Origin of the sequence: Massilia sp. YIM B02769 (assembly GCF_030411995.1) — a bacterium.
Lineage (GTDB): Bacteria > Pseudomonadota > Gammaproteobacteria > Burkholderiales > Burkholderiaceae_D > Telluria.
This window is the reverse complement of record NZ_JASNRC010000008.1, coordinates 225812-240923: the sequence shown is the minus strand read 5'-3', so window position 1 is coordinate 240923 and position 15112 is coordinate 225812. Positions and strand designations below refer to the sequence as shown.

The window sequence follows — 15112 nt, the reverse complement described above, 5'->3', positions numbered from 1 at the left end:
TGTTATACGAGTCATGGTTAATCGAGGGCGGCGTGGTCGACCGCTGCCGGCGCATCGGTGCGCTTGGGCGGGCGGATCAGGAGCAGCATCGGGATCACGGCGGCGGTGAGCAGCATCATCAGCCAGTAGTCATCGACGTAGGCGATCATCGAGGCCTGGCGCCCGATCTCGTTGTTGATCAGGGCGGCGCCGGCATCGGTGGCCAGGTTATAGACGCTCGATGGATCCTGCAGCGCCGGATTGGCGTTGTGGACCTGGCTTGCAAGCTCCGCTTGCACGGTGGAGGTGTTGCGCACCAGGAGCGTCTGCACCAGGGCGATGCCGATGCTGCTGCCGATATTCCGGATCAGGCTATACAGGGCCGTGCCTTCGGCGCGCATCTGCGGCGACAGCGTAGCGAAGGTCGCCGCCGACAGCGGCACGAACACCAGGCCCAGACCGATGCCCTGGATGATGCCGGGCCAGACGATGTCGGACTGCGACAGCACCAAGGTGTAATGGGTCATCTGCCATAGCGAGAACGCGGTGATGGCGAAGCCGGCGCCCAGCAGCAGGCGGAAGTCGACCTTGCCGGTCAGGCGCCCGACCACCAGCATCGCCAGCATCGTGCCCAGTCCCGACGGCGCGGTCACCAGGCCGGCCAGCGCCGCCGGATAGCCCATCAGCCCTTGCAGCATGGTCGGCATCAGCGCGCGCGTGGCGAACAGCACCATGCCGACGATGAAAATCAAAAATAGGCCGGTCACGTAGTTCGGGTTCTTCAGCAGGCGGTAGTCGAGGAAGGACTGGCCGGCCGGGCGCAGCAGGGTGTGCGCGACGAAGTACGAGAGGCTCAGGGCCAGCAGCACCGCCTCGAACCAGGTTTCGGCGGACTGGAACCAGTCGTTCTGCTCGCCGCGGTCGAGCAGCATCTGCAGCGCGCCGATGGCCAGGCTGAGGGTGACGAAACCGAACATGTCGAACTTCACGCGGCGCTGGGCCGGCGTGGGGCGGATGTAGCGCCAGATGCCGTAGAAGGCGAGGGCGCCGACCGGCACGTTGATGAAGAAGACCCAGCGCCAGTTGTAGCTGTCGGTCAACCAGCCGCCCAGCGTCGGGCCGAGAATGGGGCCGATCATCACGCCCATGCCCCACACCGCCATCGCCGAGCCATGCTTCTCCTTCGGATTGATGTCGAGCAGGACCGACTGCGACAAGGGCACCAGGGCCGCGCCGAACACGCCCTGCAGCACGCGCGCGGCGACGATCTGCGCCAGCGAGCCGGCCACGCCGCACAGCACCGAGGCGACCGTGAAACCGGCCACCGAGACCAGGAACACCTTTTTCAGGCCGAAGCGGTCGACCAGCCAGCCGTTCAGCGGCGTGGCAATCGCGGCGGCGACGATGAAGGAAGTCAGGACCCAGGTGATCTGGTCGGTCGACGCCGACAAACTGCCCTGCATGTGCGGCAGGGCGACGTTGGCGATTGTCCCGTCCAGGGCCTGGATGATGGTGGCGAGCATGATCGAAATGGTGATCATGCGCCGGTTCAGCGGCGCCTCCGGCACTGCGGCGGCGGTAGCGGCAGCGCTCACGGACCCTCTCCAATGCGGGCGCGCAGGCCTTCCAGCAGGTCGGCGGCGGCGTTCAGGGTGGCGGGGTCGAGACCGTCGAGCATGGCCGAGCGGAAGGCGTCGGCTTCCTCGCGCACCTTGGCGTACAGGGCGCGGCCGTCGTCGGTGAGGTGGGCCAGCTTGACGCGGCGGTCGAGCGGCGAGGGTTCGCGCCGCACCAGGCCGTCGCGTTCCAGGCGGTCGAGCATGGAGACGACCGACGGGCCTTCGATGCCGAGCAGATCAGCCAGGGCGCGCTGCGACAGCGGTTCCCTGGCCTTGGCGATCATGGCGATGGTCATCCAGCCGGACTGGCCGACGCCCAGGTCCTTCAGCCGCTTGTCGATGGCGATGCGCCATTCGCGGGCAGTGGCGTGCAGCGCCATCGAGAAGCGCTCGGCCGGCGTGAGCACCGGGTTCGGTAGGTGAGACATGATGAGTTATCTATTCAGTAGGTAGCTATCTATTCTAATCTGAGCAACATCTCTGAGTAAAGCGGCTTTGTGCGGAGGGCGAGACTGCCGTTGTGCGATGCGCGTGCGCGGCGGTGGAGTGGTAAGCTGGTGATCGGAATTTGCTTCAACTATTAAGCAAATTCTTACTCTTCCAGAGGAGGCCGCCATGCCCACTGTCGCACTCGTCTCGGTCCACGGAATGGGCGAGACGCCGCGCAACTACGCGGCCGAGGTGTTCGGGCAGATGCGCTCGCGCCTCGGCCCCGACCTGCGCGAGCGCCTGGCCTGTTACTCGGTGTACTACCAGGACATCCTGCAAAAGAACGAGCAGCTGGTGTGGAACCGGGTCGACCGCCAGAGCAAGGTGCATTACGACGAGCTGCGCAAGTTCATGCTGTTCGGCTTTGCCGACGCCGCCGGGCTGGAAAACCGCAAGGAAATCCCGGGCTCGGTGTACGAGCTGGCCCAGGGCGAGATCGCGCGCAACCTGCTCGGCGCCTGCACCGCGAACCACGCGATGCCGGTGGTGTTCCTGGCGCATTCGCTCGGTTGCCAGGTGCTGTCCAGCTATCTGTACGACGCCCAGAAGGCGCGCGCCGGCGGGCGCGTGGAGGCGGGCGTGTGGCGCGACATCGATGGCTGGGCGCGCATGGCGGTGGGCAGGGTGCTGAGCGAGCGCGAGAAGCTGTACCTGGCCGGCGGCACCTGCAGCGGCTTGATGACCACCGGCTGCAATATCCCGATCTTCGTGGCTGCGCACCGCAACATGCAGATCAAGCCGATCGCGCCGCCGACGCCGATCTTTCACTGGCTGAACCTGTACGATCCGGACGATGTGCTGGGCTGGCCGTTGCAGCCCTTGTCCGAGGATTACCGGGTACTGGTGGAAGACCGCGCAATCAATGCGGGGCAGGGGGCGGTGAACTGGATGCTCAAGAGCTGGAATCCGCTGTCGCACAGTGCGTACTGGCAGGATAACGCGGTGCTGGCGCCCTTGGCGGGGATGATCCGGCGGATGATCGAGTAACCGCGGCGGCATTGCGGTGGCAACGGTGACCGTACGGTGGGGTCTTTGAGGCCGGGGGCCTCAAAGACGAAGTGCCCACGCGGAAGGATGCATGGTGATGACGCTGTTGGACGACGCATCGGGTGAATGTCGAAACGTTTCGAGATGATCATCTGGACACGCTGACAAACATCGCATGGCTTGGCCAGAACAACGCCAACACGGCGGCACGTTCCGCGTGGGCACAGGGTGCCCACCGTACGAGGCACGCCTCGTATCGTTCATTCGATTCGACTACGCCCGCTGCAACGTGAACAGCGTCCGGATATCCCCCGCCAGCGTGCCGCGCGCATTGTGGATCTCCGGCCGGCGGAAGCGTTCCAGCACAGTGCGTTTGGCGTCGTCGAGCAGGCCGAGTTGGTCGAGCACGTTGTAGGTCACCGTGTGCATGCCGCGGTTGTTGCCGTCGGCGATCTTGATGGCGATGCCGATGCCGGCCGAGCGGATGCCGATGGCCTGCACCGCGTCGGCGCCGACCTTGGCCACCCAGTCGCCGCCGCCGGCCGTCATGATCACGAGGTCGCTGCGCTCGGTGCCCGAGACCATGTCGGGCCGGCCGGTCATGGCGTCGAACAGCGGGCCGAGGGCGTTGCCGAGGCGCGCATCCTGGCCGCCTTGCCCCAGGCGCGCATACAGGTGGGCGAGTTTCGACAGCGGCAGCGCATAGTTCGGCGCCGAGCAGCCGTCGATCCCGGTCGGCATGCTGGATTCGGGCAGGTCCACTGCATCGGCCAGGCTCGCGCGGATCGCACGTTGCAGCGGGTGCTCCGGATCCACATACCCGGCGGTCGGCGCGCCGTGCAGGCGGCACCAGCCCAGGAAGCCGCTGTGCTTGCCCGAGCAGTTGTGGTGCAGCGGTGTCCACTGGCGGTCGATCGACGCCGGCAGGTTGACGAAGTCGTAGTACAGGGGCACGCCGCAGCCGCATTCCAGGTGCCCGGCATCGAGCCCGATCTTGCCGAGGATGGACTGCACGCCGGCCAGGTGCTTTTCTTCGCCGGAGTGGCTGGCGCACAGCAGCGCCAGTTCTTCCTGGGCCAGGCCGAATTTATTGGGACCATCGGACAGCAGGAAGGGCAGGGCCTGGAAAGGCTTCAGGGCCGAGCGGGTAAAGGTCTGGTAGTGCGGGTCGCCGGCCCAGGCGACCAGGCGCCCGGAGGCGTCGACGACGGCAACCGAACCGGCGTGCACGTTTTCGATCGTGTAGCCGGTGGAGGGGTAGCCACGCGTGGTGGCCACCAATGGAACGGGAACGGCTTGCATGCTCGGGTCTCGCAGGGAAGTGATAGACCCGGTCACTCTAGCGCAGGGCGCGCAAACGCAGCGCCACGGCTGCGTTGGCGCCGCTTCGACCCTTGCTTACATCGGCGCGCCGAACTTGCCCGCCTGGTAATCGCGGATCGCCTGCTCGATCTCGGCGCGCGTATTCATCACGAAGGGACCGTGCGCCACCACTGGCGCGCCGATCGGCTCGGCGTGCCCGAACAGCACCAAAGCGCCTTCGGCCGAGGACAGCAGGATCTCGTCGCCGTCGCCGCTCAGCTCTACCAGGTGGAAGGCGCCGACGCGGTCTTCGTAGTTGCCGACCTGGGCGGCGCCCCGTACCACGTACAGGAAGACGCTGCGGCGCGCCATGTCGCCGATGCGCAGGCTGGCGCCGGGCCGCAGTTCGATCGTGCTCATGAAGACGCCGGTGAGCGACTCCACCGGCCCGGCTGTGCCATCCCAGGTACCCGCGATCAGGTTCATGGTGACCTTGCCGTCGTCCAGCGACAGCGCAGGAATCTGGTCCTTCTGCAGGCCGGTGTAGGCCGGCTGGGTCATCTTCAAATGCGGCGGCAGGTTCACCCACAGCTGCAGGATCTCCAGCGGGCCGCCGGTTTCCAGGAATTCGCGCGGCGAGATCTCGGCGTGAATCAGGCCGCTGCCGGCCGTCATCCACTGTACGCCGCCGGCGCGGATGATGCTTTCGTGGCCGGCGCTGTCCTTGTGGGTCAGCATGCCCTCCAGGATGAAGGTGACGGTCTCGAAGCCGCGGTGCGGGTGCGGGCCGAAGGGCAGGCCGCGGTTGTGCGGCGGGTAGGTTTGCGGGCCGTGGTGGTTCAGGAACAGGAAGGGATCGACCTGGTCCAGGTGGGCGCTGGGCACCGGACGCTGGGTGATCAGGTCGCCGATGTCGTCGCGCAGGGCCGGGTGGACCCGGGTGACGGTCTTGTCGCTCATGGTGGGCTCTCAGTATGCTTGGATGCTCGTTACGATACCGGATTGCCGGATAACCCGCCGCGAGGTGCTGTGCTAGACTCGTTGCGCCTTTGCAATGGAGACTACGGCACCTATGAAAAGAACGATACTTGCCAGCCTGCTGCTGGCCTGCGCGGCGCATGCCGTCGCTGCGCCCCAGGACAGCGCCGCACCTGCTACCCCTACCAACCCCGATACGAAATCCACCGCCGCCGCCCCGAGCGACGCCGCCGTCAAGGCCGCCAAGTACGCCGTCACGACCTACCGTACGGCGGTGGTCGACACCCTGTCGAAACTGGTCAGCTACAACACGGTGGCCGACCTGAATGTCCCGTCCGACCGCGATCCGCAGCACATTGCCTTCAAGGCTTACCTGAAAAGCGAGGCAGACCGTCTCGGTTTCGATTTCGCCGACCATGGCTGGGTGGTGGTCGTCGGCATGGGGCAGGGTACCGAGCGTGTCGGCGTCGTGACCCATGGCGACGTGCAGCCGGTCGATCCGAAGAAGTGGAAGAAGTCGCCTTTCGTGCTGGACCAGACCAGCGAGCCAGGCAAGCTGCTGGCGCGCGGCGCCGAGGACGACAAGGGGCCGATTGCCACCGCGCTGTACGCGATGAAGGCGCTGAAGGACCAGCAACTGCCGCTCTCGAAACGCATCGAACTGTACGTGTACATGGGCGAGGAATCGAACTGGCAGCCGCTGGTCGACTTCCTCAAGACCCACGAGCCGCCGCAGGTGAGCATCACGCTCGACGCCGAATATCCGGCGGTGGTGGCCGAAAAGGCCTCGGGCACGATCGCGGTGACGATTCCCAAGACCGGCGCCGCGACGCCGGCTGAAGGCGAACCGCATGTCTCTGCCTTTGCCGGCGGCTTCTTCGGCAGCCAGATTCCGGAAGACGCCAGCGCCGTCGTCGCCAACGCCACCCCAGCCCTGGAAGCCCAGATCAAGGCGCGCGGCGCGAAGCAGGACGGCATGCGCTACACCTTCGAGCGCAAGGACAAGGACCTGCACATCACCGCCCACGGCCTGTCCGCGCACTCGTCGAAACCGGAAGACGGCGTGAACGCGATTGCCATGCTGGCCGATGCGCTGGCCGTGCGTAGCTGGCCGAACACGGTAGCGGGCGGCGTGGTGAACTACCTGAACGAGCTGGTGGGGACGGGCCTGTACGGCGAGAAGTTCGGCGCGATCGCCTACCGCGACAGCTTCATGGGACCGATGACGGTGGCGCCCACCGTGATCAAGCAACGGGACGATGGCATCGAGGTGTCGATCAATTTGCGCCGCCCGCAGGGCAAGAGCATCGAGCAGCTGACCAACGAGGTGAATGCGGCGCTGGCCCAGTGGCAGGGGCGCAACCTTGAACTGGCCAACATCACGGTGCGCACGGGCGAGCCCTGGGTACGCAAGGATGCGCCGCAGCTGCCGGTGCTGATGAATGTGTTCTCCTACTTCACCGGCGTCAAGGACCCGAAGCCGGTGGCGATTGGCGGCGGCACCAATTCGCGCCTGTTCCCGAACGCGGTGAGTTTCGGTCCGGCGATGCCGGGCAAGGTGTACACGGGGCACTCCGAGCACGAGTTCATCACGCTCAAGCAGTTGCTGCTCAATTTGCAGATGTACACGGCAGTGCTGGCCGAGCTGGCCAAGTAAAGCTGGCTGGATCGAAACGGTGTTTTCATTGGTGGGCACAAGTGCCCACCCTACAAAACCCCATATCCCACCCTGTTGAGCTTGTAAGAGCTTTTCTCCCTGCGCAGTGTCAATACTGCCATTCATTTTGTAGGTTTAGGCCTACAACATTGCTCCCTCTCCTAAGCCAACCCAGCCATTCCTCCCGCTCTTCATAGGAGCGCACTACGCACCTGCAGCAATTCCTTTGGTCCGCTTCCGAAGAGTCATTAACCAGCGGAAAATCCCTCCCTTCCCTCCAGAAAGTGTGGCGAAAACGCCATGTTAGGATCGTTCCCTAGCCGCGTTCGCAGGGCCTGCCGTGCCTGCGAGTGCTTGTGGACTGCCCGACATTAGCGAAGCCATGTACAGCAAAGAACTGACCAAGCCCGACGGACGACACCTTACTCTCTACAGCAACCAGCCGATCCCGGACGGGCTCATCGCGCCCAGTCCATTCCCCGACCCGATGAACGCGAACCCGCACCTGCGCTGGCACCCCCTGCGCGGCGAGTGGGTGACCTATGCCGGGTTCCGCCAGAACCGCACCTTCCAGCCGCCGCCGCAGTACAACCCGCTGGCGGTGACGGTCGATCCGGACAACCCGACCGAGCTGCCCCAGGGCGACTACGAAGTGGCCGTGTTCGACAACCGCTTTCCCTCGCTGGCGCTGGAATCGCACGATCCGCCGGCACTGACGGTGCCGACCGCGCCCGCCAACGGCCATTGCGAAGTGGTGGTCTTCACCCAGGACCCGAATGCGGCCCTGGTGCACCTGCCGCTGTCGCGCATCGAGCTGCTGTTCAAGGTCTGGGGCGACCGCACCACGCGCATCGGCGCCCAGCCGCACATCCAGTACGTGCTGCCGTTCGAGAACCGCGGCAGCGAAGTGGGCGTGACCCTGCACCACCCGCACGGCCAGATTTATTCCTACCCCTTCATCCCGCAGGTGCCCGAGCGCATGCTGGCCCAGGAACGCGACTGGTACCTCGAACACGGCACCAGCCTGCTGTGCGACATGGCGAAGAAGGAATCCGAAGATGGCCGGCGCGTTCTGTTCGAGGATGAGCACGCGATCGCCTTCGTGCCGGCCTGTGCCCGCTACCCGTACGAGGTATGGGTAATGCCGAGCGCGCCCTGCAAGGACTTCGCGTCATTGAGCGACGCCCAGCGCACCAGCCTGGCGCGCGCCCTCAAGACGGTGCTGCTGAAGTACGAAACCATGTGGAACCGGCCTTTCCCTTACCTGATGGCTTGGTACCAGGCGCCGACCGACGGCATGGACCATCCGGAAACCCAGCTGCACGCCCAGTTCTATCCGCCTTACCGCTCGCGCGAGCGCCTGAAATACCTGGCCGGCACCGAGCTGGGCGCCGGCATGTTCGCGATGGACGTCCTGCCTGAGAACACCGCCGCTGAACTGCAGGCGGTGCAGGTGTCGCTCGAGGAGGACGCATGAGCGTGGCTCCCGACGCATTGGCGATCCGCGTGGCCGAAGTCCAGGCCAAGCTGGCCGTGCTGCGCGAATGCCTGGGCAAGACCGGCGCCGCCGCGATCCGCCTGCGCGGCATCGACTGGTTCGCCTGGGTCACCGCCGGCGGTTCCAGCGCCGTGCTGCATTGCGCGGAAACCGGCGTGGCCGAAGTACTGGTCACCCAGGACGAAGCCGTCATCCTGACCGACGAAATCGAGCTTGCGCGCCTGCGCGAGGAAGAGATACCGGCCGGTTTCAGCTTCCACGCCTCGCCCTGGGCGCAAGTCGAGCTGCGCGAACGTTACGTGCTGGGCCTGGCCGGCGACGCCATCGTGCTGTCGGACCGTCCGCACAACGGCGAGCAGCCGCTGCCGAACGCGCTGCGCCTGCGCCGCCTGGTGCTGGGCGAGGCCGAGCAGATGCGCTACCGCGCGCTCGGGCGCGAAGCGGCCGAGGCGATGAGCGAAGTGCTGCGCACGGCCCGCCCCGACTGGACCGAATACCAGCTGGCCGGCGCCGGGGCGCACGCCCTGTGGCGGCGCGGCATCCATCCGGCCCTGGTGCTGGCGGCCGGCGAACGGCGCCTGCCCCTGTACCACCATCCGGTGCCGACGCACGAGCCGATCGGCAAGCGCGCGATGCTGGTGTTCTGCGCACGCCGCCATGGGCTGTATGCCAATCTGACGCGCTTTGTCAGCTTTGGTGCGGCGCCCGAGGAGCAGGCGGCGCTGATGGAAGTCGAAGCCACCGGCCTGAGCGCGGTGGAGCCGGGCAAGTCGCTCTCGGCCGTGTACCACGCCTTCGATGCCGCCTACAAGCATGCGGACCGCGCCGAGGCCCTGAACGAGCATCACCAGGGCGGCATCACCGGCTACCTGGCGCGCGAGATCGTGGCCACGCCGAGTACCGCCACCGGGCTGGAAACCGGCATGGCCTTCGCATTCAACCCCAGCTTTGCGGGCATCAAGATCGAGGACACCTTCCTCCTCGGTCCGCAAGGACTGGACAACCTGACGTACGACCCGCAGTGGCCTGCCTCAAGCGTGCATGGCCGCCAGCGCCCACTCTGGCTGGAGGTGACCTGATGCTCACGAGCGACTCCTTCTTCGGCGGCGCGCCCGAAGTCAACGCATCCGCACCCGGACGCGTGAATTTGCTGGGCGAGCATACCGACTACAACGATGGCTTCATGCTGCCGGTGGCCACGCCCCAGCGCACCACGGTGGCGATGAGCCGCAGCGGCGACGGCCATTTCCACTTCTATTCGAGCACGCTCGACGCCCACGTCACGTTCGCGCCCGACGGTAGCGCGCCATCCGGCTACGGCAGCTATATCGAAGGCTGCATCCGCCTTGTCGAGGCCGAGGGCGTCGAGGTGCCGCCGCTACGCGTGTGGGTCTCGACCGACGTGCCCGTGGGTTCCGGCCTGTCGTCGAGCGCGGCGCTGGAAGTGGCGACCTTGCGTGCGCTGCGCGAATTGCTGGCTTTTGAGCTCGACGACGTCAAACTGGCGCGCATCGCCCAGCGCGCCGAAATCGAATACGCCCGCGTGAACTGCGGGATCATGGACCAGATGGCGTCCAGCCTGGCCGACGAAGGCCACATGCTGTTCATCGACGCCCGCTCGCTGGAACACCGCCTCGCGCCCTTGCCGCCCGATGCCGAGATCATCGTCATCGACTCCGGCATCGCGCGCAAGCTGGCCGGCAGCAAGTACAACGAACGGCGCGCCGAATGCGAGGAAGCCTCGCGCAAGCTGGGTGTGCAGGCGCTGCGCGATGTCCTTGAACCGGCCCTGGTGGAAAACCTGCCCGAGCCGATCCGCCGCCGCGCGCGCCACGTGGTGCTGGAAGACCTGCGCGTGCTCGAAGCGGTGAAGGGTGTGTCCGCCGAGCGCTTCGGTGCGTTGATGAACGATTCGCACACCAGCCTGCGCGACGACTACGAAGTGTCGATCCCCGAACTCGACGAACTGTGCGAATTGCTGCGCCAACAAGAGGGCGTGTACGGTGCGCGCCTGACCGGCGCCGGTTTCGGCGGCGCCTGCGTGGCCCTGTGCCGCGCCGGCATGGGCACGCAGGCAGGGCAGGCGGCAGTGGATGCTTACAACAACAAGGACGGACGGCAGGGGCGGCTCCTGATTCCCGTTCCGGCTGAATGAAGGCTGAAAGAAAGGAAAACGATGAGTCAATTCGAATATCCCCGTCCCCAACTGGTACGCGACGACTGGACCAGCCTGAATGGCACATGGCGCTTCTGCTTCGACGACGAGATGCGCTACAAGCTGCCGGGCGACGTGGCGGAATGGACCCACGAGATCGAGGTGCCGTTCGCGCCCGAGACCGCGCTGTCGGGCATCGGCGACACGGGCTTTCACCGGGTCTGCTGGTACGAGCGCGAGTTCACGGTCATGCCGACCGAAGGGCGGACCATCCTGCACTTCGGCGCGGTCGACTATTCGGCGCGTGTGTGGGTGAACGGCCAGCTGGTGGCCGAGCACGAGGGCGGCCATACGCCGTTCGCGGCCGACATCACCTCGGCGCTGAAGGCCGACGGCCGGCAAACCGTCACCGTGTTCGTGGAAGACGATCCGGCCGACCTGGCCAAGCCGCGCGGCAAGCAGGACTGGCTGCTGGAACCGCACTCGATCTGGTATCCGCGCACCACCGGCATCTGGCAGACGGTCTGGCTCGAGCAGGTCGACAAGACCTATATCGCCAAGCTGAAATGGACTCCGATCTTCGAGACCTTCGAGATCGGCTGCGAAGTCTTCGCCGGCGGCCAGATTCAGCCCGACATGTTCGTCGAAGTGAAGATCTGGCACGGCGAACACCTGCTGGCCGACGACCACTACAAGCTGCTGGGCGGCGAGGCGAACCGCAAGATCGCGCTGTCCGACCCCGGCATCGACGACTCGCGCAACGAACTGCTGTGGAGCCCCGAGCGTCCGACCCTGCTCGACGCCGAGGTCACGCTGCGCTGCGGCGACCGCGTGGTCGACCGCATCCGCTCGTACACGGCGCTGCGCTCGTTCGCGATCAACCGCGACCGCCTGATGCTCAATGGAAGGCCGTATCAATTGCGCCTGGTGCTGGACCAGGGCTACTGGCCCGAGTCCTTCCTCACCGGCCCGTCCGACGAGCACTTGAAGCGCGACGTGGAGCTGGCCAAGCTGATGGGCTTCAATGGCGTGCGCAAGCACCAGAAGATCGAGGACCCGCGCTACCTGTACTGGGCCGACAAACTCGGCCTGCTGGTGTGGGAAGAAATGCCTTCGGCCTACCGCTTCAGCCCGCGCGCGATCACGCGCATGGTGCGCGAGTGGACCGAAGCCATCGAGCGCGACTACAGCCATCCCTGCATCATCGTCTGGGTGGCGTTCAACGAATCCTGGGGCGTGCCGAACCTGACGCTGACCCAGGCGCACCGCAACGCGGTCGAGGCGCTGTACCACCTGACGCGCACGCTCGATGCGACGCGCCCGGTGATCGGCAACGACGGCTGGGAAGCCTCGGCCACCGACATCCTCGGCATCCACGACTACGACTGCGATCCGGAAAAGGTCAAGGCGCGCTACGAAGTCACCGACCCGGTGCGCACCCTGTTCGACCAGCGCCGTCCGGGTGGACGCATCCTGACCCTGGACGGCTTCCCGCACCGCGGCCAGCCGATCGTGCTGACCGAATTCGGCGGCATCGCCTTCGATACCAAGGGCGAGCCGGAAGAGGGCACCTGGGGTTACTCGCGCTCGACCACGGCCGACGGCTTCCATAACCTGTACCGCTCGCTGCTGAAGGTGGTGAACGAGACCTTCATGTTCGCCGGCTTCTGCTACACGCAGTTCGCCGACACCTTCCAGGAAGCGAACGGCCTGCTGAACGCCGACCGCACGCCCAAGCTGCCGTTCGACGTGATCTCGGCGGCCACGCGCAACGCGGCGCTGCCACCCGCGAAAGACGAGGACAACGACAAGGAGGAACGGGGACCAGATCCTGCTTGATTATGCGCCTTCGAGCGCTGGGCGGTCGGCGCGGTAGCGAAGGAACCAAACAACCGGCCGCCCACGAGGAGTGATCATGGTGACGATTGTCGTATTCAGCCACTTGCGCTGGGATTTTGTGTTTCAGAGGCCGCAGCACCTGCTCACGCGGCTGGCGCGGCATTACCGCATCGTGATCGTCGAGGAGCCGCTGCACGACGCCGCCGGGCCGACCCGGCTCGAGCGCTCCGAACCGCTGCCGAACATCACCGTCTGCCGCCCGCGCACCCCGCTCGACGTGCCCGGCTTCCACGACGACCAGATCGCCCTGGTGGCGCCGCTGCTGGCGGACCTGCTGCCGCCGGGCGAGACGCCGATCGCCTGGTTCTATACGCCGATGGCCCTGCCGCTGCTGCAGGAACTCACGCCGCGCCTGGTGGTCTACGATTGCATGGATGAACTGGCCTCGTTCAAGAAAGCGCCTCGCCAGCTGCTGCAGCGCGAATCGGCGCTGTTGAACCTGGCCGACCTGGTGTTCGCCGGCGGTCCCAGCCTGTACGAGGCCAAGCGCCACCGCCACCCGCACGTGCACTGCTTCCCGAGCAGCGTCGACGTCGCCCATTTCGCCCAGGCCCAGGGCCTTGTTGCCAGCCATCCCGACCAGGAACACATTCCCGGGCCGCGCCTGGGCTTCTACGGCGTCATCGACGAGCGCGTCGACCTGGCGCTGGTGGCGGCGCTGGCCGACGGCCATCCCGACTGGCAATTGGTGCTGGTGGGGCCGGTGGTCAAGATCGGCGAAGACGAACTGCCGCGCCGCCCGAACATCCATTACCTCGGCCAGCGCGACTATGCCGACTTGCCGCGCTTCCTGGCCGGCTGGGATGTGTGCCTGATGCCGTTCGCGATCAACGAGGCGACCCGCTTCATCAGCCCGACCAAGGTGCTCGAATACATGGCGGCCGAGCTGCCGATCGTCAGTACGCCGATTGCCGACGTGGTCGGGCCGTACGGCGACGTGGTCGCGATCGCCGCCGGCGCCCAGGAGTTCGGGGTGGCCTGCGCCGAAGCGTTGGCGCTCGGACCGTCCGAACGCGCGGCGCGGTTGGCGGCGATGCGCGAGCAGGTGGCGCGCACGTCCTGGGAGCGCACCGCGCAGGCGATGGCGGGCTTGCTGGACGCGGCGTATGCCGAGGCGGCGCTGGCTGCCGAGGAAGCCGCCAGCACACTGGTGCGACGCGCAGGCACGGCCTGAACGGGCGGCGCGCGCCAGCGGCTTGAACCAGCAGCTTCGACCAGCGGCCAGCGCCAACGGATCGACCGCGGACTTGTTCAAGCCAGCATATGGATGCGTCATGCGGTGATGTGCGGGAAGCGGGCATGGCGGTGGGCTTGCCGGCCGGCGTGCGCACGGCGTTGACACTGCTGATGCCGCTGACGCTGCTGACGCCGCTGACGCCGCTGACGCCGCTGACGCTGCTGACGCCGCTGACGCTGCTGACGCCGCTGACGCTGCTGACGCCGCTGACGCTGCTGACGCTGCTGACGCCGCTGACGCTGCTGAAGCCGCTGAAGCCGCTGACGCTGGCATGGAGTTTCTTTCTCGCATGGAGCATGCGCGCGCTGCCAGCCGCAGGCGCGGCGCTGATCGCGGGTGCAGGCCCGTCCCTGTTCGCAGGGACACTGGCGGCGCTCCTGCCCGCACACATGGCCCGGGCCGAGCCCCTGGCTTCGAGCGAATACGCCATGCATGCGCCGCACGCCGACGGCCCGGCGCCGGTACGGGCCCGCCACCAGGGCGGCTTCTACCGTATCAGCGGGCACGGCCGTGTTGCCTACCTGTTCGGCACCATCCACGTCGGGCAACGCTCGTTCTATCCGCTGGCGCCGGAAGCCGAGCGCGCGCTGGCCGGCGCGGACCACCTGGTGGTCGAGCTCGATACCCGCGCCGACACGGCTTTCCTGCGCGCGGTCGACCTGCATGGCCGCTACGCCGCCGGCGGCGACCTGCGGCGCCGCCTGGACCCGGAGACCCTGGCGCGCCTGCGCACGGCCCTGCACGCGCAAGGCGTCAGCCTGGCGAGCATGGCGCACCTGAAGCCCTGGCTGGTCGCCAACCTGCTGCTCGGCATGCGCCTGGAGCGCGAGGGCTTCCGCCGCAGCGATGGCGTCGAGCAGGTGCTGCTGGCCCAGGCGCGCCAGCGCGGCACCCGGGTGGCCGAGCTCGAAAGCGCGGAGGCCCAGTTGGCGCTGTTCGACAGCATGAACGACATCGAAGCCGAACGCTACCTGCGCGAGACCCTGGCCGGCCTGGAAGACGGCAGCGCCGTGCGCCAGGCCGGACGCGTCATCGAGGCCTGGCGCTCGGGCGACACCGCCGCCCTCGATGCGCTGTTGCCGGACGCAACGGCGGGCGGCAGCACGATTGCCGACTTCACGCGGCGCAAGCTGCTGGGACGGCGCAATGCCGACATGGCGGCGCATATCGACACGCTGATGGGGCAGGGCGGGGTGATGTTCGTGGGTGTTGGCTTGTTGCACCTCCTGGGCGCGAATGGCTTGCCGGCCTTGATGGCGCAGCGCGGCTACCTGGTCGAGCGCGTGTATTGAAGGGAGTTCATGACCGTGCA

Annotated in this window: 12 protein-coding genes; 8 read left to right on the top strand and 4 right to left on the bottom strand. The window is 66.7% G+C overall.

Translation table 11 applies throughout. The features are described 5' to 3' along the window. Positions 1–17 precede the first annotated feature (17 nt). Positions 18–1520 carry an MDR family MFS transporter gene (locus QPK31_RS14910; RefSeq protein WP_290423786.1) on the bottom strand — a complete coding sequence of 501 codons (1503 nt, stop codon included), beginning with the start codon at positions 1518–1520 and terminating at the stop codon, positions 18–20. A 50-nt stretch (positions 1521–1570) separates the two neighbouring features. After that, a complete protein-coding gene (locus QPK31_RS14905; protein ID WP_290423713.1) occupies positions 1571–2026 on the bottom strand; it encodes a MarR family winged helix-turn-helix transcriptional regulator in 456 nt (151 codons plus the stop codon). 187 nt (positions 2027–2213) lie between these two features. On the opposite strand from QPK31_RS14905, the gene QPK31_RS14900 reads away from it, so the two are divergent. Further along, on the top strand, positions 2214–3074 hold the full coding sequence (locus QPK31_RS14900) for a hypothetical protein (RefSeq protein ID WP_290423712.1): 861 nt from the start codon (positions 2214–2216) through the stop codon (positions 3072–3074). Between the two features lie 273 nt (positions 3075–3347). On the opposite strand, the gene QPK31_RS14895 is transcribed toward QPK31_RS14900, so the two are convergent. Both QPK31_RS14895 and QPK31_RS14890 read right to left on the bottom strand, forming a co-directional pair. Further along, positions 3348–4376, bottom strand: coding sequence for an asparaginase (locus tag QPK31_RS14895; protein ID WP_290423711.1), 1029 nt, complete (start codon positions 4374–4376; stop codon positions 3348–3350). A gap of 96 nt (positions 4377–4472) precedes the next feature. Then, positions 4473–5336 carry a pirin family protein gene (locus tag QPK31_RS14890; RefSeq protein WP_290423710.1) on the bottom strand — a complete coding sequence of 288 codons (864 nt, stop codon included), beginning with the start codon at positions 5334–5336 and terminating at the stop codon, positions 4473–4475. Positions 5337–5448: 112 nt separating this feature from the next. On the opposite strand from QPK31_RS14890, the gene QPK31_RS14885 reads away from it, so the two are divergent. The 7 genes from QPK31_RS14885 to QPK31_RS14855 all read left to right on the top strand — a co-directional run bounded on the left by QPK31_RS14885 (position 5449) and on the right by QPK31_RS14855 (position 15092). Continuing rightward, a complete protein-coding gene (locus QPK31_RS14885) occupies positions 5449–7011 on the top strand; it encodes a dipeptidase (protein WP_290423709.1) in 1563 nt (520 codons plus the stop codon). Between the two features lie 382 nt (positions 7012–7393). After that, complete coding sequence (gene galT / locus QPK31_RS14880) at positions 7394–8488, top strand: galactose-1-phosphate uridylyltransferase (protein WP_290423708.1); 1095 nt, start codon at positions 7394–7396, stop codon at positions 8486–8488. Next, positions 8485–9588, top strand: a complete 1104-nt coding sequence (locus tag QPK31_RS14875; protein ID WP_290423707.1) for a Xaa-Pro peptidase family protein — start codon at positions 8485–8487, stop codon at positions 9586–9588. The genes galT and QPK31_RS14875 overlap by 4 nt, the downstream gene beginning before the upstream one ends. Next, positions 9588–10664, top strand: coding sequence for a galactokinase (gene galK, locus QPK31_RS14870; RefSeq protein WP_290423706.1), 1077 nt, complete (start codon positions 9588–9590; stop codon positions 10662–10664). Before QPK31_RS14875 ends, galK begins: the two co-directional genes overlap by 1 nt. 21 nt (positions 10665–10685) lie before the next feature. Then, entirely contained in the window at positions 10686–12503 is a 1818-nt protein-coding gene (locus tag QPK31_RS14865; protein ID WP_290423705.1) for a glycoside hydrolase family 2 protein, read from the top strand. Between the two features lie 76 nt (positions 12504–12579). Next, positions 12580–13737, top strand: coding sequence for a glycosyltransferase (locus tag QPK31_RS14860; RefSeq protein ID WP_290423704.1), 1158 nt, complete (start codon positions 12580–12582; stop codon positions 13735–13737). A gap of 125 nt (positions 13738–13862) precedes the next feature. Next, positions 13863–15092 (top strand): TraB/GumN family protein, encoded by a 1230-nt coding sequence (locus QPK31_RS14855; RefSeq protein ID WP_290423703.1) that lies wholly within the window; start codon positions 13863–13865, stop codon positions 15090–15092. Positions 15093–15112 lie beyond the last annotated feature (20 nt).